The organism is Halomonas borealis, from assembly GCF_004798905.1.
Classification (GTDB): domain Bacteria; phylum Pseudomonadota; class Gammaproteobacteria; order Pseudomonadales; family Halomonadaceae; genus Halomonas; species Halomonas borealis.
Map to the genome: position 1 here is coordinate 59021 of NZ_SDMO01000015.1, position 20629 is coordinate 79649.

Here is a 20629-nt window from a genome sequence, read left to right on the forward strand (position 1 = left end):
GGGGCAGGCGTGGCCTGGCTAGCGCTGGCGACGATCGCGGAAGCGCTCGCCGAGCGTTTGACGTAGCCAGCGCGCGACCGGCCCCTGGGCCGCATCACGCCGCGATACCGTTTCTACCTCGATGATCGGGAGGGTGCCCAGCGCGGTGTCCGACAGCGCGACCAGATGCTCGCGAAACGGCGGGTACTGAGCGATATGCTCGGGGACCAGCGCCCAGCCCAGCCCGCGGGTGACCAGTTCGCCCATCGAGTAGAAGCTGTTGACGCGCCAGAACTGGGCGCTGAGCGGAGCCTCTTCCTCGCCGCTGGAGCGTGAGGCGATCAGCATCTGGCGATGGCCGGCCAGCTCGCCGTGGGAGGGGGCGTCGTGCCCGGCCAGCGCATGGTCGCGGCCGACCACCAACGACTGGCGCAGGTGGGCGATCGGCATGCCTTCGAGCAGCGGGCCACGACCGAGCCGGCCGAGCAGGATGCCCAGGTCGGCGGTGCGGTCCTCGACCCAGCCGGCGATATCGCCCTGGGCGCCGTAGAGCAAGGTCAGTTGCAGGGCCGGATAGTGGTGCGCCAGGGCCTCGAGGGTCTCGTCCACCGGGGGCATCTCGACCAGGGCCTCGTCGATGGCCAGCACCAGGCGGGCCTCCTCGCCCTGGGCGATGGCCTGGGCGCGGGAGTCCAGCCGCTGGCACTGTCGGAGCACCGCCCGTGCCTCGTGGAGCAGCCCTTCGCCGGCCTCGGTGAGCCGCGGCAGCCGGCCGTGTCGGTCGAACAGCGTGCAGGCCAGGTCGGCCTCCAGGTGGGCGATGGCGGTGCTCACCGCCGACTGGGCCCGGCCCAGGTGGCGTGCCGCGGCGGAGAAGGAGCCGCATTCGGCGCAGGCAATGAGCACCTCCAGTTGATCGAGGGTCCAGCGCATGGTGCACCTATCGGGTTTCTAGATGGAATCCAACTCGTATCCATCGCCATAATGGCGAGAATGGCGTTCCAGGTCGAGGCCCCGATGGCCTCGCGACGACAGGATCAGGGGAGGTCATGATGCGCTCCTGGAAGGAACGGCTGACGCATATGCTGCTTTTCGAGGCCGGCGGGCTGGCGATGGTGACGCCGCTGGCCAGTTGGCTGAGCGGCCACGACATGGGCGAGATCGGCGTGCTGGCGGTGGGGTTGGCCACGGCCGCCATGCTCTGGAACCTGGTCTGGAACCGGATCTTCGATGCCTTGGTGCCGACCCGCCAGCGCAGCCTGGGGCAGCGTTTCGCCCAGGCCTTCGGCTTCGAGCTGGGGCTGCTGGTGATGACCCTGCCGGCGGTGGCCTGGTGGATGGGCATCGGCATCGTGGAGGCCTTCTGGCTGGATCTGGGCTTCATGCTGTTCTTCCTGGTCTATGCCATGGTCTTCAATACCCTGTTCGATCGGGTGATGCGCCGCTACTTGGCGCGAGGAGGTGCCTGATGGCCTATCTGTACCTGGCGCTGGCGATCGTCGCCGAGGTGGTGGCCACCAGTTCGCTGAAGGCTTCCGAGGAATTCACCCGGCTGTGGCCGAGCCTGTTGACGGTGGTCGGCTATGTCATCGCCTTCTACCTGCTGACTCTGGCGCTGCGCACATTGCCGGTGGGCATCGCCTACGCCATCTGGGCGGGGCTCGGCATCGTGCTGGTCACGTTGATCGGCATCCTGGTCTACGGCGAGCGCCTCGACCTCCCCGCGGCGCTGGGGCTGGCGATGATCATCGGTGGCGTGGCGGTGATCCAGGTCTTCTCGCGGGTCTCCGCTCACTGACATGACGGCGGTCGAATCGTGTCGAGGGCGAGGGTAGACTGCGTTCAGGCTCCCATGTTGCCCGCCTCGTTTCCCACCCTGTCACGGATTGACGCCCATGTTGTCTCGCCTGCTGCCCTGCCTGTTGCTACTGCTGCCCCTGACCGCCCTGGGGCAGGGCTTCTCGCATCTCCAGGAACTGGCCGATGACGGCTTTCGCCTCAGTGCCGAGGCGCGCCTGATCGGTAACGGCGAGCCGGGCGAGACCCTGGGCCGCCTGTCGCCGCAGCGCCAGCTGGCGCCGGCCTCGGTCTCCAAGGTCTATACGGCGGCGGCGGCGCTCGCGCGTTTCGGGCCCCAGCATCGCTTCACCACACGCCTGGTGGGTACCGCCGAACCCGATGCCGCCGGCGTGCTGCACGGTGACCTGATCCTCGACGGCGGTGGTGATCCGGCTTTGACCACCGAGGACCTGTGGCGGCTGGTACAGCGTCTTCATCAGGCCGGGGTGCGTGAGGTCACCGGCCAGCTGGTCGTCAGTCAGTGGCGATTCGGGCCGGTGGCCTGCCAGACCACCGACCGCTGCGAGGGTAAGCGGCGGGTCGATAATGCCTACAGCGCGCTGCTGTCCTCGGCGGCGGTCAACTACGGCAACTGGTGCGTGACCGTGGCCCCGGCAGGCACCACCGGTGCGCCGGCGGTGGTCACCGCCTGCGACGGCCAGGCGGACCTCGTGCGCATCGACAACCGCATCGAGACCCGGCCCGCCGACAGCGGCACCGAGTTGTCGGCGCTGCGGGTGACCGATGGCCAGGGCGACGTGATGCGGGTGTCCGGCCAGATCTCCACCAATGCCTACCCGCGCGAGCTCTACCGCACCAGCTCCGACCCCGCCGAGCAGGCCGGCCGCACCCTGATGGCGATGCTCGAGCAGGCCGACATCCCGGTGGCCGGCGGTCACACGACGACCACCCTGGAGCCGCCGGCCACCGGCCATCGCCTCGCCGCGGTGGACGGTAAGCCGCTGCAGGAGCTATTGCTGCGCACCCTCAACTACTCCAACAACTTCATGGCCGATGTGCTGACCCTCGACCTGGCGACGGCCGCACGGCCGTCGCTGAGCCAAGGTGGCGAAGCCATCGAGGCCTTCGCCGCGGGCCTGCCCGGCCACGGCCCGCTGCAGCTGGACAGCGGCAGCGGCCTGACGCCGGAGAACCGCACCAGCGCCGCCGGGGTGAACGTGCTGCTGGAGCACATGTTCCGCCAGCCTTCGCTGTTTCCGAGCTTCGTGGCCGCCCTGCAATCGCCGAGCAACGGGGTGATGCGCTTCATTCGTCGTGGCCCCCAGGTCTTCCAGGATCATGTCATGCTCAAGACCGGCACCCTCAACCAGCCGGTGTCGGTGCGTGCCGCGGCGGGCTATTTCCGTACCCTCTCCGGGCGCTGGGGCGTGTTCGGCGTGTTGGTCAACGGTACCGGCTCGACGCCCTACCTGAGCTGGTCGCAGGTGCTGGATCGGCTGTCAGTGGACCTGGCGGCGATGATCCGGGCGAACTGAATGGCCCGGCTGGCGGGCAAGGCGCCTCGGCCGAGCCCGCTACCCTTGGCGCCTTCGCGCCGCTCATGGAGAGATGGTACCGATGAAATCCGCACACACCGGCTGGCGCCACCTGCTGCACTCCAGCCGCTATTCGTTCAAGGGCCTCGTGGCGGCCTACCGCCACGAGGCCGCCTTTCGTCAGGAGCTGAGCCTGTGCCTGGTGATGATGCCGCTGGCCGTGTGGCTCGGACGCGCGCCGGTGGAGTGGATCCTGCTGATCGGCAGCTGCCTGCTGGTGCTGGTCGTCGAGCTGCTCAACAGCGCCATCGAGAGCGTGGTCGACCGCATCGGAGCGGAGCATCATGAGCTTTCCGGGCGCGCCAAGGACATCGGCTCGGCGGCGGTGATGCTGTCACTGCTGATCGCCGGGTTGAGCTGGGGGCTGATCGCCTGGGACCGCGTGTCGGGCTGAGGATGGCTAGTGTGGTCTGCCCCGGCTTGGGTATGCTGAGAGGATCGAACAACCGGATGCGAGATGCCCATGGCCCTGCCCGATGACTTCCTGCCGCTGGATGCCATTCCCGAGCCGCTGATGGCGCCGCTGCGCCATGCCCGGGAGCGCCTCGCCACGGCCATCGAACAGGCCGACAATCTCGCCGCCCTGCAGCAACAGGACGGGCCCGGTGAGGGCTGGGCGGCGCTGGCGCCGCACCGGCGCGAGCAGCTGGCCCGGGTGCTGGCGGTCTCGGACTTCGCCGCCGAGACGCTGATCCGCCATCCCGACTGGCTGTCGCACCTCGATGCCGCCGGCGAGCTGGAGGCGGCGCCCGACGCCGCCGCGCTGCACGAGGACCTGGCCGAACGCCTCGCGGCCGCCGAGGACGAGGCCGCGATGCAGGCCGTCGTCCGCCGTTTCCGCGGCGCACGCATGCTGGGCATCGTATGGCGCGACCTGACGCGCCCGCCGGGCCTCGACATGTGGGCCACCAGCGCGGCCGTCAGTCGGCTCGCCGAAGCCTGCCTGGAACAGGCCCTGACCTGGCTCGAGGATCACCTGGAGGCGCGCTGGGGGCGTCCCGCACCGCGCGCCGATGGCAGCGAGCAGCGCCTGGTGGTGCTCGGCATGGGCAAGCTCGGCGCCGGTGAGCTGAATCTATCCTCGGATATCGACCTGATCTTCGCCTTCCCCGAGAAGGGCGAGACCCGGGGCGGGCGCAAGGCCCTCGACCATCAGGAATACTTCACCAAGCTCGGCCAGAAGCTGATCGGCGCCCTGGATGCGGTGACCGCCGAGGGCTTCGCCTTCCGCGTCGACATGCGGCTGCGCCCGCTGGGCGACGGCGGGCCGCTGGTCGGCAGCTTCGCCTCGCTGACCGGCTATTACCAGGACCAGGGCCGCGAGTGGGAACGCTATGCCATGCTCAAGGCCCGCCCGGTGGCCGGCGACCGGGGGGCCGGCGCCGAGCTGTTGGCCGGCGTGCGTCCCTTCGTCTATCGCAAGTACCTGGACTTCGGCGCCATCGAGTCGCTGCGCGAGCTCAAGGCGATGATCAACCGCGAGGTGCGCCGCCGCGGGATGCAGGACAACATCAAGCTCGGCCCCGGCGGCATCCGCGAGGTGGAGTTCGTGGTCCAGGCCTTCCAGCTGATCCGCGGCGGCCGCGACACCGAGCTGCAGGTCACCTCGCTCAAGGCCGCCCTGGAACGCCTGCCGGCGCTCGGCCTGCTGCCCGAGGAGGTGGTCGACGAACTGCTGCCCGACTATGTCTTGCTGCGCGACATCGAGCATGCCCTGCAGGCCCAGGAGGATCGTCAGACCCAGACCCTGCCGGCCGAGGCGCATGATCGCGAACGCCTGGCGCTGGCGCTCGACATGGCGGACTGGCCGGCGCTGATGGCGCGGCTCGACGAGGCGCGCGCCCGGGTGCGCCGCCACTTCGACGCGGTGATCGCCGAGCCCGAGGAGGAGGTGGCCGAAGAGGCCGCCGCCGAGGCGGGCGTCGTCGAGCTGGAAGAGTGGCGGGTGCTGTGGCGAGACATCCAGGAGCAGGACGAGGCCTTGGCGCGTTTCGAGGAGGCAGGCTTCGCCGACCCGGACGCGGGTTATCGCCGGCTGCGTGCGCTGCGTGATTCGCGTCAGGTGCAGGCCATGCAGCGCATCGGCTATGAGCGCCTGGAGGCGCTGATGCCCTTGCTGCTCGATGCCGCGGCGGCCAGCGCCGCCCCGGACGTGGCCCTGGAACGGGTGCTGCCGCTGGTCGAGGCGGTGCTGCGACGCACCGCCTACCTGGCGCTGCTGCGCGAGAACCCCGAGGCGCTGGAACACCTCATGCACCTGTGCAGCGCCAGCCCATGGATCGCCGAGCAATTGGCGCGCCATCCCATCCTGCTCGATGAGCTGCTGACCCCGGACACGCTCTATACCCCGGCCGACAAGACCCGCCTGGCCGACGAGCTGCGTCAGGCCCTGGGGCGGATTCCCGAGGGCGACGAGGAGGCCGAGATCGAGGCGCTGCGGGTCTTCAAGCATGCCCAGGTGCTGCACGTGGCGGCCTCGGATATCGCCGGCACACGCCAGCTGATGAAGGTCAGCGACTACCTCACCTATATCGCCGAGGTGGTGCTGGAAACGGTGCTGGCCATGGCCTGGAAGCACCTGACCCGCAAGCACGGTTTCCCGACGCGTCGCGATGGCGAACGCTGCGGCCGCGAGCCGGCGTTCCTGATCGTCGGCTACGGCAAGCTCGGCGGCATCGAGCTGGGCTACGGTTCGGACCTGGACCTGGTGTTCCTGCACGATGGCGCGTCCCAGGGCAGCACCGACGGCGGGCGGCCGATCGACAACGCGGTGTTCTTCACCCGGCTCGGCCAGCGGGTCATCCACCTGCTGACCGCGGTGACGCCGTCGGGCAGCCTCTATGAGGTCGACATGCGCCTGCGGCCCTCGGGCAACGCCGGCCTGCTGGTGTCGAGCCTCGATGCCTTCGCCGACTACCAGCGCCGTGAGGCCTGGACCTGGGAGCATCAGGCATTGGTGCGGGCCCGGGTGGTGGCCGGTCATCCCGCGTTGGCCGAGCGTTTCGACGCCGTGCGCGGCGAGATCCTCGGCCGCGAGCGCGATGCCGAGGCGTTGCGTGAGGAGGTCGTGGCGATGCGCGACAAGATGCGCAAGCACCTGGCCACCCAGGGCGGAGGCGACGTCTTCGATCTCAAGCAGGACCCGGGCGGGATGGTCGACATCGAGTTCCTGTGCCAGTACGCGGTGCTGGCGATGTCACACGACACGCCGGCGTTGCTCGAGTGGAGCGATAACATGCGCCTCCTCGAGACCCTGGAGAGCAGCGGCCGGCTGTCCGCCGAGGACGGCCGGCGGCTGCGCGAGGCCTACCTGGCCTGTCGTACCGCCGCCCATCGCACGGCCCTGACCCGCGAGCCGGCGCGCGCTCGCCATGCCGACTTCGAGGCGCATCGCCGGGCGGTCATCGACGCCTGGCAACGACTACTCGAGCCGACCTCCTGACACTGGCTACCGATCAAGGACATCATGCAATGAACAAGGTACTCGTGCTGCACGGGCCCAACCTCAACCTGCTGGGGACTCGTCAGCCGGAGATCTACGGCCGCGAAACCCTCGCCGACATCGACGCGGCCCTGCGCGAGCAGGCCCGGAAGGCGGGCTGGGAGCTCGTTTCCCGGCAGAGCAACCACGAGGGCGAGTTGATCGATGCCATCCATGCCGCCCGGTTGGATGGTACCGCGGGGATCGTCATCAACCCCGCCGCCTACACCCACACCTCGGTGGCCATCCTCGATGCCCTCAACGCCTTCGACGGCAAGGTGATCGAGGTACACCTCTCCAACGTGCACCGGCGTGAAGCCTTCCGCCACCATTCCTACGTCTCGCTGCGTGCCGATGGCGTGATCGCCGGGCTCGGCAGTCGGGGCTATGGGTTGGCGCTCGAGGCGGTGATGGCCGACGCCTGAGGGCCCGCGCCGTCGGGGAGCGTGAAGCGCCCGCCGGGATGGCGCCGCCCGGCATCAAGCGAGCCTCCCTGGCCGCGGCGCCGATTCGACGTGCAGTCCGCTGCTGGGGCAGGCGAGTGGTCGGCGGATAATGGCCGTGGATCGGTATCGCACACCATGATGTAGTTATGTTATAACATTCTATAAGGCGCCGATGACAGTGCGCTCATAGATGCATCGACCCCGGAGGAAATACCTTGCGCACACGATATTCGAAGCCGCTAAGCGTGGTGGCCATCGGCATGCTGTCGGTGACGGCCAGCCAATGGGCCCTTGCCCAGTCGTCCGACGGCAAGCACGACCATGGGAACGCGCATCATCATCATGAGCACGATCATGCCCATGAGCATCACCATGACGAGGACATCTACGCCGGTTACTTCGACGACGATCAGGTCGAGGACCGCTCGCTGGCGGACTGGCAGGGCGACTGGCAGTCGGTGTATCCGTATCTCCAGGACGGCACCCTCGACGAGGTGATGGCCGCCAAGGCGGCGGACAGTGCCGACAAGACGGCCGACGACTATCGGGCGTATTACCAGAAGGGCTACCGAACCGACATCGAACGCATCGTGATCGACGGCAGTAACGTCACCTTTCATGATCCGCAAGGGATGCGCAGCGGTGAGTATGCCTACGACGGCTACGAGATCCTGACCTATGAGGCCGGCAATCGCGGCGTCCGCTATATCTTCGAGCGGCAGGCCGGGGGCGCGGCGATGCCCGAGTTCATCCAGTTCAGCGATCACGCGATTGCCCCGCACGATGCCGAGCATTTCCATCTGTATTGGGGCGATGACCGCCAGGCGCTGCTGGACGAGGTCGAGCACTGGCCGACCTACTATTCTGCCGACTTGGATGGTCGGTCGATAGCCGAGGAAATGCTGACGCACTAGCTTTCCCGCGCAACGTTCTGATGATTCGCGGAGAGCCCCCGTCAAGCGGCCTTCAGGCCCCTCGTTCGAGGGGCCTTTGCGTTGCCGGCCAGGGTGAGTCGCCTTCAAGGCAGGTCGAGGATGGCATCGCGTGGGGCGCGACCGTGACGGGTATCCCGCCGGCTCATGGTTGATGACCCGCCGTGGACGAGGGGCGACAAGCGAGTGGCGGACGCGTAAGGTTCGGAAGCCCGTGCCACCAACGCCGACCCCGATGCCATGAACGATCGCTTCACCCCCTTCCAGCTGCTGATCCTGGTGCTGTCCTTCTATGTGGTCGGTGCCCTGGCCGTGGATGTGCTGTTCGACCTGCCGCGGGAGGTCTCACGGCTGCTGCACTACCTCGACCTGGTGGCCTGCCTGTTCTTCTTCACCGATTTCTGCGTGCGCTTTCGGGCCGCGCCGCACAAGTGGCGTTTCATGCGTTGGGGCTGGATCGACCTGGTGGCGAGCATTCCCGCCGGCGTGCTTTTCGCCGGACGCCTGGTACGGGTGGTGCAGGTGATTCGCCTGCTACGGGCGATCAAGTCGCTGCACATGATCTGGCGGCTACTGTTTCGCAACCGCGCCGAGGGCATCTTCGCCTCGGCGGCCACCGCGACCCTGCTGCTGGTGGCCTTCGGCTCGATGACGATCCTGCTGGTAGAGGGGCCCAATCCCGCGAGTTCCATCGATACCGCGGAGGAAGCGTTGTGGTGGGCCTTCGTGACCGTGACCACGGTGGGCTACGGGGATTTCTACCCGATCACGACGCTGGGGCGGGTGGTGGCGGTGGCGTTGATGGTCGCCGGGGTGGGGCTGTTCGGCAGCTTCGCCGCCTATGTCGGCTCGCTGTTCGTCGATGATCAGGAAACCGAGCAGTCGCGCCTGCATCGGGCCAATCGCGACCTGATTCGCGAGCTGCACGGCGAGGTGCGCGCCCTGCGCGAAGAGGTGGGCGCATTACGCGGCGAACTCGGTCGCCGGGAGGGCGGGCGCCTCGCCGACGAGCGTCGCTCGAACTAGCGCTCGTCGTCCTTGATCCGGTAGTCGCCTTCCAGGGTGTCGTGTTCGCCGTCGCGACCCTGGCGCGCCTCGCGCTGGCGCGAGGGGGCCTCGCGGTACGCGCCGCCGCCCACGTCCTGGGCCTGCTCGGCGCGCATGCCCTCCATGCGTTTCTTCATGCGATGGCGCAGGAAGGGCAGCATCAGCCAGCCGATCAGCAGGAACACCAGGCCGATGACGGTGCCGACGATCATCATGGCGCCGAACAGCAGCCAGGTGAGAATCAGCCGGGGGCCGCTCATGCCCCCGGAGGGGCGCGTCTGGCGCGCCCGTTCCCGCCATTGCCGGGCCGCCTGCCAGGCGGCGTTATGGTCTTGCCCTTGGCGTCGATCAGTCATGTTCCACTCCTGTGACCTTCAGCTCGTGATCGAGGCGTAGCTCGATCTCGCGGCCATTGCCATCGAGGCCTTCGATCTCGATGTCCTCGAACTCATCGACATCGAGGGTGGAGAATCGTTGCAGGCCGGCTCGCTGGGCATTAGCCAGCGCCTGGCGAAGCTGGTCGCCGGTGAGGCTCCAGTCGGGGATCTCGTCGCGGCGCTGCGTCTCATGCAGCAGCGTACCATCCTCGGTCTGCATGTCGACCTCGAGCCGCCAGCCGTCATCCCGCCAGCCCTCGAGCTCGAGGCGCTGGCCGTCGTCGAGGTCGAGTTCGGCGTAGTGGCTGAAGCCGTAAGCATCGGCGCCGTCGAGCAGTCGCAGCAGGTCGTCTTGATTCAGTCCGCCGCCGTCGGCCAGGGCGGTGCCGGTCATCCCGGCCAGGGTCAGTGGGGCGATCCATTGGGTCAGCATCTTCATCGTGGTGCTCCGGGTCTCGGTGATGTGTCGTCGGGGCGAGTCGCGTGTCGACCGTCGCCTCGTGATCCGTTATCGCACCGTGCATCTTGCCGTGGGCTGACGCTGCCGTTCATGTTCGATTCATGTCATGGATCGCCGAGAGCGGCGTCGCATCGCTGGCGGCGTTAATGGTGCATTCATGCACCTTCTGGCACGCTGTCGGCATGAAGATGTTATCCACTCCACGATACTCTCGGCACGGGGCGCTCGCCGCGTTGCTGCTGGCCACGACCCTGGGCGGGGCGGCCGCCCAGGCCGATGATGGCGATACGCCGGCGTGGCGGGCGCTGCACGAGGCGGTGCGCGACGGCCGCGTGGTGCCGTTGCCCGCGGTGCTCGACTGGCTCCAGGCGCACTACCGCGGCCAGGTGCTGGAGGTCGAGCTCGGCGACGAGGACGGGGGGCGCCGCTACGAGATCGAGATGCTGGGCCCTGAGGGCCAGCTGGTCGAGTTCGAGTTCGATGCCGCGAATGGTGAGCTGATGGAAATCGAGGGAGTGAACATCGAAGGCATGCGACGCCCATGAAGGTATTGTTGATCGAGGACGACCGGGCGCTTGCCGAGGCGCTCGGCGAGGCATTGGGAGAGGCCGGTCTGTTGGTGGAGGTCGCCGGCACCGGTGGCGAAGGCGACTACCTGCTACGCACCGAGCGTTATGACGCCGTGGTACTCGACCTGGGCCTGCCCGATGGCGACGGGACGCGTTGGCTGGCGCAGTGGCGCGAGGATGCCATCGACCTGCCGGTGCTGGTGTTGACCGCCCGCGAGCGTTGGTCCGACAAGGCCGCGGGTTTCTCCGCCGGGGCCGACGACTACGTGACCAAGCCCTTCGAGACCGCCGAGGTGCTGTTCCGCCTGCATGCCTTGGTGCGGCGCAGCCATGGCCATGCCCATCCGGTGCTGTCGAGCGGCGCGCTGGCCTACGATACGCATACCGGCAGCGTGACCCTGGCCGGCCGCCCGGTCTCGCTCACCGCCCAGGAGTCGCGGTTACTGGCCTACCTGATGCATGCCACGCCGCGGGTGGTCAGCCGCAGCGAGCTGGCCGAGCACGTTTATGATCGAGATCACGAGCCCGACTCCAATGTCATCGATGTCCAGGTCAGTCGGCTGCGCCGCAAGCTCGGTGGAGAACGCATCGAGACGCGGCGCGGCCAGGGTTACCGCCTGGTGGCGCCGGAGGGGGAGGCGACGTGATCCCGGCGCGCTGGAGCCTGGCGCGACGCCTGCTGTTGGCCGCCGGGGTGCTGGTGCTGGTGATACTGCCGCTGGCCGGGGGCGGGCTCGCCTACACCTTCCGCCAGACGGTCACCGCCTCCTTCGACGAGCGCCTGGACTCGATGTCGCGGGTGCTGCTGGCGGCGGTGGAGCGTGACCCGCGGAGTGGCCGGCTGCGGGCGGCGCCGGCGCTGGGAGATGCTCGCTTCGAGCGCGTCTTCTCCGGCTGGTACTGGCAGGTCGGTGATGGTCGGGGCGAGACCCGCGTCTCGCGCTCGTTATGGGATCAGCGCCTGCCTCTCGCGGACGCGAGTGCCGGCGTGACACACCGCGATATCAGTGGGCCGCGCGGCGAGCCGTTGCGGCTGATCGAGCGCCGAGTGCGTGTGGCGGGCGATCCCCGGCCGTTGCGGGTCGGGCTGGCGGTATCGCGCCAAGCCCTCGACGACGAGGTCGCGCGCTTCGAGTGGCTGCTGTGGCTGTCGCTGCTGGCGCTGGGCCTGCTGTTGTTGGGCGGCCTGGCGGCGCAGATCCGCTGGGGGTTGGCGCCGCTGCGCCGGCTTCACGCCGACCTGCGAGAGGTGGAGGCCGGGCGCGCGGAGCGTCTCGGCACCCGCCTGCCCGCCGAGCTGTCCGAGCTGGCCGGGGCCATGAACGAGGTGCTGACCCGCGATCGCCGGCTGATCGAGCGCGGTCGTGCTGCCGCCGGCAATCTGGCCCACGCCCTCAAGACACCGATCAGCGTGCTGGGCACCCTGTCTGGTCGGCATCCCGAGCCCGCACGCCTGCGGGCCGAGCTGAAGCGCCTCGACGAGGCGGTGCGCCATCATCTGGCGCGTGCCTCGGCGGCCGGCGGCGCCTCGCTGGCCGGGCGCGTGCGGGCCGATGAGGCGCTGGCGCCGGTGGTCGATGGCCTGAGCCGGCTCGCCGAACGGCGCGGCATCGAGCTCGACGTCGAACTCGCGCCGTCGCTCGCCCTGCGGGTGGATGCCCAGGACCTGCAGGAGATGGTCGGCAACCTGCTCGAGAACGCCCTGCACTGGGCGTGCCACCGCGTGACGCTGAGGCTGACCACGCGGGACGGCGCGGCCTGCCTCGAGGTCGAAGACGATGGCCCCGGCATGCCTCCCGAGCAGCGCGAAGCCGCGCTGGCACGGGGAGCACGCCTCGACGAGCGGCGCTCGGGAAGCGGCCTGGGGCTGGCCATCGTCGAGGACCTGATGGCGCTCTACGATGGCCGATTGACCCTCGAGGCGGCCGAACTCGGGGGCCTGGCGGCACGCATCCGGCTACCGCTCGGCGGGCCGGCCTGAGCCGCCGCCCTGGCTGGCGCGCGCTCCCGCGCGTTGTCCCTTATTCGCCGGCCTGCGACAGGTCGGCGACGATCTCGTAGCTTCTCAGGCGATCCTCGAGGGCGTAGACATCGGTATGCAGCATCAGCTCGTCGGCGCCGGTGGAGGCGAGGAAGTCCTCCAGGCCCTCGCGCACGGTCTGCGGCCCGCCGATCACCGCCGCGCCGAGGAATTGCTCGAGCTGGGAACGCTCCAGGGGCGAGGCGTCCAGGTGCTCCGTCGGCGGCTGAGCCAGGATGCGTTGGCCGCGGATCAGGCCCAGGAATTTCTGGCGCGCGGTACTGGCCAGGTAGTCGGCCTGGTCATCGCTGTCGGCGGCGACCACCGGCAGGCCGACCATGGCATAGGGCGCCTCGAGCCGCGCCGAGGGCTGGAAGTTGTCGCGGTAGACGCGCAGCGCCTCGTGTAGCCGGGCCGGGGCGAACTGCGCGGCGAAGGCGAAGGGCAGGCCTTCGCGGGCCGCCAGCCGTGCACTGTAGTCGCTGGAGCCGAGCAGCCACAGCGGCACGTTGGTGCCCTGGCCGGGCACGGCGCGCACCCGCTGGCCGGGACGCTCGTCGTCGAGGTAACCCGCGAGCTCGGCCAGGCGCTGAGGGAAGTCGTCGGCGCCGGCGAAGGTATCGCGGCGCAGGGCTGCCATGGTCGCGCCATCGGCCCCGGGGGCGCGCCCCAGCCCCAGATCGATACGCCCCGGATAGAGGGTCTCCAGGGTGCCGAACTGCTCGGCGATCACCAGTGGCGGGTGGTTGGGCAGCATGATACCGCCGCTGCCGACCCGCAGGCGCGAGGTCTGCTCGGCGATATGGCCGATCAGCACCGAGGTGGCGGCGCTGGCGATGCCATCGATGCTGTGATGCTCGGCCAGCCAGAAGCGCTCGAAGCCACGGCGTTCGGCCAGTCGGGCCAGCGCCACGCTGTCGTCGAAGGTGTCGGCGGCGCTGCCGTTCTGGCGAATCGGTGCCAGGTCGAGTACCGATAGCGGGGTCTCGTTGAGGCGGGGCATAGGGGCTCCAGTGGTTAGCTTGCTCAATACCATATGGGGGCGATCGAGGTTCGGCGCAATGGTCGCGGTGGCTGGCTTCGTCGTGGTCGTCCACTTAAGCTCTAAGGACAGGATGCCAAAGGAACGTCGCCCATGCCGTCGAAGCGCCACGCCACATCGTCACGACGACGCGGTGCCACCCGGCGGCACCGGTACGCGGCGCGACGCGTCGACGGGACGCGCTTCGACCGTTGGCTGGACCGCCTGGTGACCCTGGCCGTGATCACGGCGCTGCTGGTCGGTGGATCGGCGTTGATCGTCAGCCTGATGCTGTAGCTCGGGGGGAGGCCGCCGGCGTTATCGGGCATGGGTGCTACGGGAGAGCGATATGCGAGGGATGATCCTGATCGTGCTGATGGCCCTGATCGGCGCCGGCATCGCCTTCGACAAGGGCGCATGGACGTTACCCGCCGGCTGGAATCCCTGGCAGCCGCTGGCGGTGGAGGATCCGCTGACGCCGGTGACGCGCTGGAAACTCGGCCGGCTCGAAGGCGACCGTGAGGCGTGCCTGGCGGTGCTGGCGCGGGTGCCCGAGTCGGTGCTGGCTTATGCTCCGCTGGCCGATCACACCCCGGTGGCGGACTGCCCGCTCGAGAACGTGGTGCGGATCGAGCGGGCCGGGGTCGCCTTCGACTCGAGCTTCGTGGCCGCCTGCCCGCTGGCGGTGGCCTGGCTGCGTTACGAGCGTCATCGCCTGCAGCCCGCCGCTCGGGAACTGTTCGGCCGGTCCGTGGCGGCGGTCGAGCATTACGGCAGCTTCGCCTGTCGCAACATCTATGGGCGCGAGCAGGGGCGTCGTAGCCTGCATGCCACGGCGGAAGCGTTGGATGTGGCGGCCTATCGGCTCGATGATGGCCGGCGCATCGAGGTGCGTCGCGACTGGGGCGACGATGATGCCGAAGGGAAGTTCTTGAGGCGGGCCCGCCAGGGTGCCTGCGATGCCTTCGGCAGCGTGCTGGGCCCCGACTACAACACCGCCCACGCCGATCATTTCCATCTCGGCGTGGGCGGCTATCGCGTCTGCCGTTGAGCGTGCCGAGTTAACGGTCGAGGTCGATGTCGTCCTCATCGGTCGCCGCCCCGGTGGCCGCTCCTACGCCGCCACCGATCACCGCACCCTCACTGACATCGCCGCCGGTGACGGCGGCCGCCCCGGCGCCGACCGCGGCGCCCACACCTGCGCCACTCGCGGCGCGCTCCCCGGTCGTGGTACCACAACCGGCGAGAGCCAGGGGCAGGAGGGCGCAGAGGCTAAGCATCATGGTCCGATTCATGGTGTGTCTCCTTCCGATGGTGATGTCCCCGCTGGAGGGGATCTTTCGGCGGGCCGTCGGCACGCCGCGTTGCCCACAGGATAGATGCCCGCACGGGGCCTTGTCTGCCGCACGCCCAAGGGCCAGGGTCAGGAGCGCGGCTGCTGCTGGGTGATGCAGTGGATGTTGCCGCCGCCGAGCAGGACCTCCCGGGCCGGTACGCCGATCACCCGGCGCGTCGGGAACAGGTTCTGGAGCAGGGCGCGGGCCTCGTCGTCACGCGCCGGGTCGAGCAGCGGCATCACCACCACCGCGTTGGCGATGTAGAAGTTGACGTAGGAGCCGGCCATGCGATCGCCGGGGCGCCGCGGGTGGGAATGGCTCAGGCGGTCGATGCCGCTGGCCTCGTCTTCGGCGATATGCAGCGGCCCGGGCTGGGGTAGCTTGTGCACCTTGAGTGGCCGGCCGCGGGCGTCGGTGGCGTTCTCCAGAACCGTCAGCGCCTCCCGGGAGATGGCGTGCTGAGGGTCGGCCTCGTCGTCGGTCCAGGTCAGGGCCACCTCGCCGGGGGCGACGAAGCAGGCCAGGTTGTCGACGTGGCCGTCGGTCTCATCGAGGTGGCAACCGCGGGGCAGCCAGATGATGGTCTCCACGCCCAGGGTATCGCATAGCATCCGCTCCATCTCGGCCTTCGACAGCCCCGGGTTACGGTTGGCGTTGAGCAGGCATTCCTCGGTGGTGATCAGGGTGCCTTCGCCGTCCACATGGATGGCCCCGCCTTCCAGCACCACCGGCGCCACGAAGCGCTCGATGCCGAGCATCTCGGCGATCTTGGTGCGGATGCGGCGGTCCTTGTCCCAGGGGAAGTAGAGCCCGCCCTCGAGGCCGCCCCAGGCGTTGAACTCCCAGTCGACCATCGCCAGGCGGCCATCCGCATGGGTGAGGAAGGTCGGGCCGACGTCGCGCATCCAGGCGTCGTTGCTGGAAAGCTCGACCACCCGCACGTGCTCGGGTAGCTGGATGCGGGCGTTCTCGTACTGTTCGTCGTTGACGCCGACGAACACCGTCTCGCTGTCGGCGATGGCGGTGGCCACCTCGACGAAGGCCTGCTGGGCCGGCTTGGCCCCGTAGCGCCAGGTGTCGGGGCGCTGCGGCCAGAGCATCCAGCAGGCGTCATGGGGAGCGAACTCGGCGGGCATGGCGAAGCCCTGGGCCGCCGGGCTCTCGGGAGTGGCGCCCCTCGGGGCGCCTTGGGCAGATGTCATCGTCATGGCGGGTCTCACAGGTGGCCGACCACCAGGAATACACCGGTGGCGATGGTGGCGGCAATCAGCACATAAGGGAGCTGGGTCAGGGCATGGGCCATGGGTGTGCAGCCGCTACCCTGGGCGGAGAGCACGGTGGAGTCGCCGTAGAAGCAGGCGTGGCTACCGAAGGCGCTGGCCGAGATCAGTGCACCCACCACCAGCGGCATGTTGGCGTCGACGCTCATGGCCAGCGGCAGCACGATAGGCATGGCCACGGCGAACAGACCCCAGAAGGAGGCGGTGGCGAAGGCCAGGAAGGCCATGGTCACGAAGACCACCGCCGGCAGCATTCCCGGGGTCATCAGCGGCTGCACCGTGGCGATGACGAAGTCGGTGAGGCCCAGCAGGTCGTTGACCTCCTTGAGGGTGAAGCCCGCCACCAGCGTGCCGAGTGGCATGATCATCGCCTTGAAGCCGTCCAGGGCCGTGTCGAAGGTCTCGTTGAAGCTCAACAGCCGTTGGGCGCCGATCATCACCAGCAGCACGATCAGCGACACGATGACGCCGCGCAGGATGTCGATGTCGAAGTACCAGGTGAAGAAGATCAGGGTGGCGATGGGCAGCAGGAAGTTGATCAGATGCGGGCGCGGTTTGCTCTCGTCTACCTCCAGGGTATCGTCGTCGACCCCTTCGGGAATCGGCTGGCCGCCTGCGGCGCGGGCCTCGGCGGTCTTCATCGGGCCGATATCGGGTATCCAGCCCAGCGCCACCAGGGGCACGATGGCCGCCGCCACCCAGGCGTAGAACATGTAGGGAATGGCCTCGATATACAGGCCCATGCCATTGCCGGTGACGTTGTTCTCCTCCAGCAGGCCGCCGAAGAACACCGCCCAGGTGGAGAAGGGCACCAGGATGCACACCGGCGCCGCCGTGGAGTCGACGATGTAGGCCAGTTTCTCCCGGGAGATGCCGAAGCGATCGGTGATCTTCTTCATCGAGGAGCTGATGGTCAGCGCATTCAGGTAGTCGTCGACGAAGATGATCAGGCCCAGCACCCAGGTGGCCAGCAGGCTGTGGTGTTTGCCGTGGATACGTCGGGTCATGGTGTCGCCGAAGCTGAGCACCCCGCCGGTCTTGACCAGCAGGGCGATCAGGCTGCCGAACAGGCCGCAGACCAGGATGATCCAGGTGACGGTATCGTTACCCAGCACGCCGAGCAGGATATTCGAGCCCTGGGTGACGACCGAGGTCGGATCGACCATCAGCAGGCCGACGACGGTCCCGGCCAACAGCGACTCGATGGTGCGTCGGGTCAATAGAGCCATGCCCAGCACCACCAGGGTGGGGATCAGGCTCCAGGCGCCATAGGTTTCCATGAGCTTTCTCTTGTGGTTGTTGATCTGGAAAGGAGGAGGCCTCGGCGGACGTGTCGGAACGCCGCCGAGGCGAGGGTTGGGTTACAGGTAATCATCCTCTTTCAAGGAGGCCGTGGTGGCGGCCAGGGCCTCGTCGAGAATGGCGACCACCCGGTCGACGGTCTCGCGGTTCCAGATCAGCGGCGGCGAGACGATGTTCAGGTGTCCCACCGGACGGATGATCAGGCCACGCTTCTGGGCCTCGGCGGCGACCCGGTCACCGACCCGCGCCTCCACCGGCAGCAGCGTCTTGGTGTCCTTGTCGGCGACGTTCTCCAGACACATCATGAAGTGGCTGCCGCGTACGTCGCCGACCGTGGTGTGGTGGGACAGCGTCTTCAACTGTTGCTCGAGATACGGCCCCACCTCGCGGACGTTCTCGCAGATCGCCTCGCGCTCCATGATCTCGATGTTCTTCAGCGCCGCGGCGCAGCTCACCGGATGCCCGGAGTAGGTGAAGCCGGTGCTCAGCACGCCGCCCGGCCCCTGGGGCGTGGACAGCACCTCGTAGACTTCGTCGGAGATCAGGGTGGCGCCCAGCGGGGCATAGCCCGAGGAAAGTCCCTTGGCGCAGTTGATGATGTCCGGCTGGATGCCGAATACCGCCTCGGAGGAGAAGAAGTGGCCGAGCCGGCCGAAGGCGGTGACCACCTCGTCGGCGATCAACAGGATATCGTTGGCGCGACACACCGCCTGAATGCGCGCATGGTAGCCCTCGGGGGCGACCAGCACGCCACCGGCACCCATGATCGGCTCGGCGATGAAGGCGGCGATGTTGTCGGCGCCGATCTCGGCCACCTTGGCCTCGAATTCCTCGACCAGGTGATCGCAGTACTCGGCCTCGCTCATGCCCTCGGGGCGGCGATAGCAGTTGGCCTCGCTGAGGTGGGTCACCAGGTGGTCGAGGGTATCGAATTCCCAGTTGTTGCTGGCGATGCCGGTCAGGGTCGAGGCCAGGTAGGTGGTGCCGTGGTAGGCGTTGTTGCGCGACAGGATGCGCTTCTTCTCGGGCTTGCCGAGGCGGTTGAAGTAGTAGTGCACCAGGCGAATGGTCGCGTCGTTGGCCGTCGAGCCGCCGCAGCTGTAGAACACATGGTTGAGGTGCGAAGGCGCCAGCTCGGCGAGCTTGGCGGCGAGCTCCGCGGCCGGGGCGTTGGACAGGTTGTTGAAGGTCGAGAAGTAGGCCATGCGGGTGGCCTGGTCGGCCATGGCCTCGCCGATCTCACGACGACCGTGGCCGACGTTGACGCACCACAGCCCGGCGATGCCGTCGATGAAACGGTTGCCCTTGGCATCCTGGACATAGATGCCATCGCTATCGGTGATCAGGTCGCAGCCCTCGTCCTTGAAGACGCTGAAGTCGGTGAAGGGATGGATGAAGTGATCCTTGTCCTTCTGCCATAGCGATTGGGCATCGAGGACGGGGCGTTCGGTCGTCGGACGGGTGCTTGTTGTGGTCATGGCAATACCTCCTATCGAGTGGCAACCAGACTAGCCAGCTCGGGGTCGTGGGCGACATATCCTGATTGGGGTATATCGGGGGATCGTGTCGCCCTCGTAAGGTCTCCGTCATGACGAATAACGACCGGAGAGGCGCACCATGACGATTTCCATCGACGGCCAGCGGCTGTGGGATACGCTGATGGCCATGGCCGAGATCGGCCCCACCGCCAACGGCGGCAGCTGCCGCCTGGCGTTGACCCCCGACGACGCCGCCGGCCGGCGGCTGCTGCTCGACTGGTGCGAGGCGATCGGCTGCACCTGGCGGGTCGACCGGGTCGGCAATCTGTTCATTCGCCGAGCCGGCAAGCGCGATGACCTCGACCCGGTCGCCACCGGCAGCCACCTGGACACCCAGCCCAAGGGCGGCCGCTTCGACGGCATCCTCGGCGTGTTGGCCGGGCTCGAGGTGTTTCGCACCCTCGACGATCAAGGCATCGTCACCGAACGCCCCCTGGAGCTGGTGGTGTGGACCAACGAGGAAGGCAGCCGCTTCGCCCCGGCGATGGTCGCCTCCGGCACCTATGCCGGCGAGTTCGCCGTCGACGACACCTTGAAACGTCGCGACGCCGACGGCGTGACCCTGGGTGAGGCCCTGGAGGCCTGCGGCTACGCCGGTGACCTGCCGGTGGGCGAGCCGCGGCTGGACGGCTTCTTCGAGCTGCACATCGAACAGGGGCCGGTGCTCGAGGATGCCCGGGAAACCATCGGCGTGGTCACCGGTGTGCAGGGCATGCGCTGGTTCGATGTCAGCTTTTCCGGTCAGTCGGCCCATGCCGGCCCGACCCCCATGCGGTTGCGCCACGACGCCTTGGCCGCGGCGGCGCGCCTGATCGACCGCCTGCAGGCCCACGCCCTGCTTGATGCCAGCGGCGACACCAAGGTCACCTGCGGCTGCCTGGACATCGAGTCGGCCTCGCGCAACGTGATTCCCGGCGAGGTGCGCCTGACCGTCGACCTGCGCCACGTGGTGGAACGCGAGCTGGATGGCCTCCAGGCGCTGTTCGAGCGTGAGCTTGCCGCCTGTGGCGAGACCTTCGGCGTGGCCACCGCGGCCGAGCGGATCTGGGCCTCGCCGGTGGTCGAGTTCGATGCCGGGTGCATCGCCGCGGTGGAGGCCGCCACCCAGGCCCAGGCGGTGCCCTATCGGCGCATGATGAGCGGCGCCGGGCACGATTCCGTGTATGTGTCGCGCGTCGCCCCCACCTCGATGATCTTCATCCCCTGCCGCGACGGCATCAGCCACAACGAGGCCGAGTACGCCACGCCGGAGCACTGCCGCCTGGGTACCCAGGTGCTGTGTGACGCCATGCTCGACCGCGCCGACCGGCCGGCCTGAACACGGGAGCCCCCTATGACCGATATCAACCAAGCCCCCCAGACTCGCGACGACTGGCAGGACGAGGCCGACTCCCTGAAGGCGAGCCTCGAGACCCGCGCCTATATCGACGACGCCTTCGTCGATG

General features: G+C 68.4%; 22 protein-coding genes. 14 read left to right on the forward strand and 8 right to left on the reverse strand.

The features are described 5' to 3' along the window. Positions 1–18: 18 nt before the first annotated feature. Positions 19–912 (reverse strand): LysR family transcriptional regulator, encoded by an 894-nt coding sequence (locus ETC07_RS13455; RefSeq protein WP_136249036.1) that lies wholly within the window; start codon positions 910–912, stop codon positions 19–21. 116 nt (positions 913–1028) lie between these two features. On the opposite strand from ETC07_RS13455, the gene ETC07_RS13460 reads away from it, so the two are divergent. From ETC07_RS13460 to ETC07_RS13495, 8 genes are all read left to right on the forward strand, one after another. After that, a complete protein-coding gene (locus tag ETC07_RS13460) occupies positions 1029–1448 on the forward strand; it encodes a PACE efflux transporter (protein WP_240724658.1) in 420 nt (139 codons plus the stop codon). Then, a complete protein-coding gene (locus ETC07_RS13465; protein WP_136249055.1) occupies positions 1445–1777 on the forward strand; it encodes a DMT family transporter in 333 nt (110 codons plus the stop codon). The genes ETC07_RS13460 and ETC07_RS13465 overlap by 4 nt, the downstream gene beginning before the upstream one ends. 97 nt (positions 1778–1874) lie before the next feature. Continuing rightward, a complete protein-coding gene (gene dacB / locus ETC07_RS13470) occupies positions 1875–3314 on the forward strand; it encodes a D-alanyl-D-alanine carboxypeptidase/D-alanyl-D-alanine endopeptidase (protein ID WP_136249037.1) in 1440 nt (479 codons plus the stop codon). A gap of 82 nt (positions 3315–3396) precedes the next feature. Then, on the forward strand, positions 3397–3768 hold the full coding sequence (locus tag ETC07_RS13475; protein WP_136249038.1) for a diacylglycerol kinase: 372 nt from the start codon (positions 3397–3399) through the stop codon (positions 3766–3768). 69 nt (positions 3769–3837) lie between these two features. Beyond that, complete coding sequence (gene glnE, locus ETC07_RS13480) at positions 3838–6816, forward strand: bifunctional [glutamate--ammonia ligase]-adenylyl-L-tyrosine phosphorylase/[glutamate--ammonia-ligase] adenylyltransferase (RefSeq protein WP_136249039.1); 2979 nt, start codon at positions 3838–3840, stop codon at positions 6814–6816. Positions 6817–6845: 29 nt separating this feature from the next. Beyond that, positions 6846–7280, forward strand: a complete 435-nt coding sequence (gene aroQ, locus ETC07_RS13485) for a type II 3-dehydroquinate dehydratase (protein ID WP_136249040.1) — start codon at positions 6846–6848, stop codon at positions 7278–7280. Positions 7281–7516: 236 nt separating this feature from the next. Then, a complete protein-coding gene (locus ETC07_RS13490) occupies positions 7517–8215 on the forward strand; it encodes a metal-binding protein ZinT (RefSeq protein WP_276605513.1) in 699 nt (232 codons plus the stop codon). Between the two features lie 258 nt (positions 8216–8473). Then, positions 8474–9259: an ion transporter gene (locus ETC07_RS13495; protein ID WP_136249041.1), complete on the forward strand. Its 786-nt coding sequence runs from the start codon at positions 8474–8476 to the stop codon at positions 9257–9259. Here ETC07_RS13495 and ETC07_RS13500 read toward each other — a convergent pair. Together ETC07_RS13500 and ETC07_RS13505 are read right to left on the reverse strand one after the other, a co-directional pair. Beyond that, entirely contained in the window at positions 9256–9636 is a 381-nt protein-coding gene (locus tag ETC07_RS13500; RefSeq protein WP_136249042.1) for an FxsA family protein, read from the reverse strand. The two genes, ETC07_RS13495 and ETC07_RS13500, sit on opposite strands and share 4 nt — an antisense overlap. Beyond that, positions 9629–10096, reverse strand: a complete 468-nt coding sequence (locus ETC07_RS13505) for a hypothetical protein (RefSeq protein WP_136249043.1) — start codon at positions 10094–10096, stop codon at positions 9629–9631. The genes ETC07_RS13500 and ETC07_RS13505 overlap by 8 nt, the downstream gene beginning before the upstream one ends. Positions 10097–10218: 122 nt before the next feature. Between ETC07_RS13505 and ETC07_RS13510 the strand changes: the two genes are divergently transcribed. From ETC07_RS13510 to ETC07_RS13520, 3 genes are read left to right on the forward strand one after another with little or no spacing between them, the layout of a single operon-like run. After that, positions 10219–10662, forward strand: a complete 444-nt coding sequence (locus ETC07_RS13510) for a PepSY domain-containing protein (protein ID WP_306462092.1) — start codon at positions 10219–10221, stop codon at positions 10660–10662. After that, complete coding sequence (locus ETC07_RS13515; RefSeq protein ID WP_136249044.1) at positions 10659–11333, forward strand: response regulator transcription factor; 675 nt, start codon at positions 10659–10661, stop codon at positions 11331–11333. The genes ETC07_RS13510 and ETC07_RS13515 overlap by 4 nt, the downstream gene beginning before the upstream one ends. Next, positions 11330–12667, forward strand: coding sequence for a sensor histidine kinase (locus ETC07_RS13520; protein ID WP_205742554.1), 1338 nt, complete (start codon positions 11330–11332; stop codon positions 12665–12667). The genes ETC07_RS13515 and ETC07_RS13520 overlap by 4 nt, the downstream gene beginning before the upstream one ends. A 40-nt stretch (positions 12668–12707) precedes the next feature. Here ETC07_RS13520 and ETC07_RS13525 read toward each other — a convergent pair whose 3' ends face one another. After that, positions 12708–13709 carry an LLM class flavin-dependent oxidoreductase gene (locus ETC07_RS13525; protein WP_136249045.1) on the reverse strand — a complete coding sequence of 334 codons (1002 nt, stop codon included), beginning with the start codon at positions 13707–13709 and terminating at the stop codon, positions 12708–12710. A 132-nt stretch (positions 13710–13841) separates the two neighbouring features. Between ETC07_RS13525 and ETC07_RS13530 the strand changes: the two genes are divergently transcribed. Together ETC07_RS13530 and ETC07_RS13535 are read left to right on the forward strand one after the other, a co-directional pair. Further along, positions 13842–14024 carry a hypothetical protein gene (locus tag ETC07_RS13530; protein WP_136249046.1) on the forward strand — a complete coding sequence of 61 codons (183 nt, stop codon included), beginning with the start codon at positions 13842–13844 and terminating at the stop codon, positions 14022–14024. A 52-nt stretch (positions 14025–14076) separates the two neighbouring features. Beyond that, positions 14077–14778 (forward strand): extensin-like domain-containing protein, encoded by a 702-nt coding sequence (locus ETC07_RS13535; protein WP_136249047.1) that lies wholly within the window; start codon positions 14077–14079, stop codon positions 14776–14778. Between the two features lie 10 nt (positions 14779–14788). On the opposite strand, the gene ETC07_RS13540 is transcribed toward ETC07_RS13535, so the two are convergent. From ETC07_RS13540 to ETC07_RS13555, 4 genes are all read right to left on the reverse strand, one after another. After that, on the reverse strand, positions 14789–15022 hold the full coding sequence (locus ETC07_RS13540; protein WP_136249048.1) for a YMGG-like glycine zipper-containing protein: 234 nt from the start codon (positions 15020–15022) through the stop codon (positions 14789–14791). 128 nt (positions 15023–15150) lie between these two features. Next, positions 15151–16266, reverse strand: a complete 1116-nt coding sequence (aguA, locus tag ETC07_RS13545) for an agmatine deiminase (RefSeq protein WP_136249060.1) — start codon at positions 16264–16266, stop codon at positions 15151–15153. A gap of 14 nt (positions 16267–16280) precedes the next feature. Further along, positions 16281–17624, reverse strand: a complete 1344-nt coding sequence (locus ETC07_RS13550; protein ID WP_136249049.1) for a Na+/H+ antiporter NhaC family protein — start codon at positions 17622–17624, stop codon at positions 16281–16283. Between the two features lie 81 nt (positions 17625–17705). Then, entirely contained in the window at positions 17706–19124 is a 1419-nt protein-coding gene (locus tag ETC07_RS13555; RefSeq protein WP_136249050.1) for an aminotransferase, read from the reverse strand. A gap of 139 nt (positions 19125–19263) precedes the next feature. Here ETC07_RS13555 and ETC07_RS13560 point away from each other — a divergent pair, with 139 nt between their 5' ends. Continuing rightward, positions 19264–20502, forward strand: coding sequence for a M20 family metallo-hydrolase (locus tag ETC07_RS13560; protein ID WP_136249051.1), 1239 nt, complete (start codon positions 19264–19266; stop codon positions 20500–20502). Positions 20503–20629: the final 127 nt, after the last annotated feature.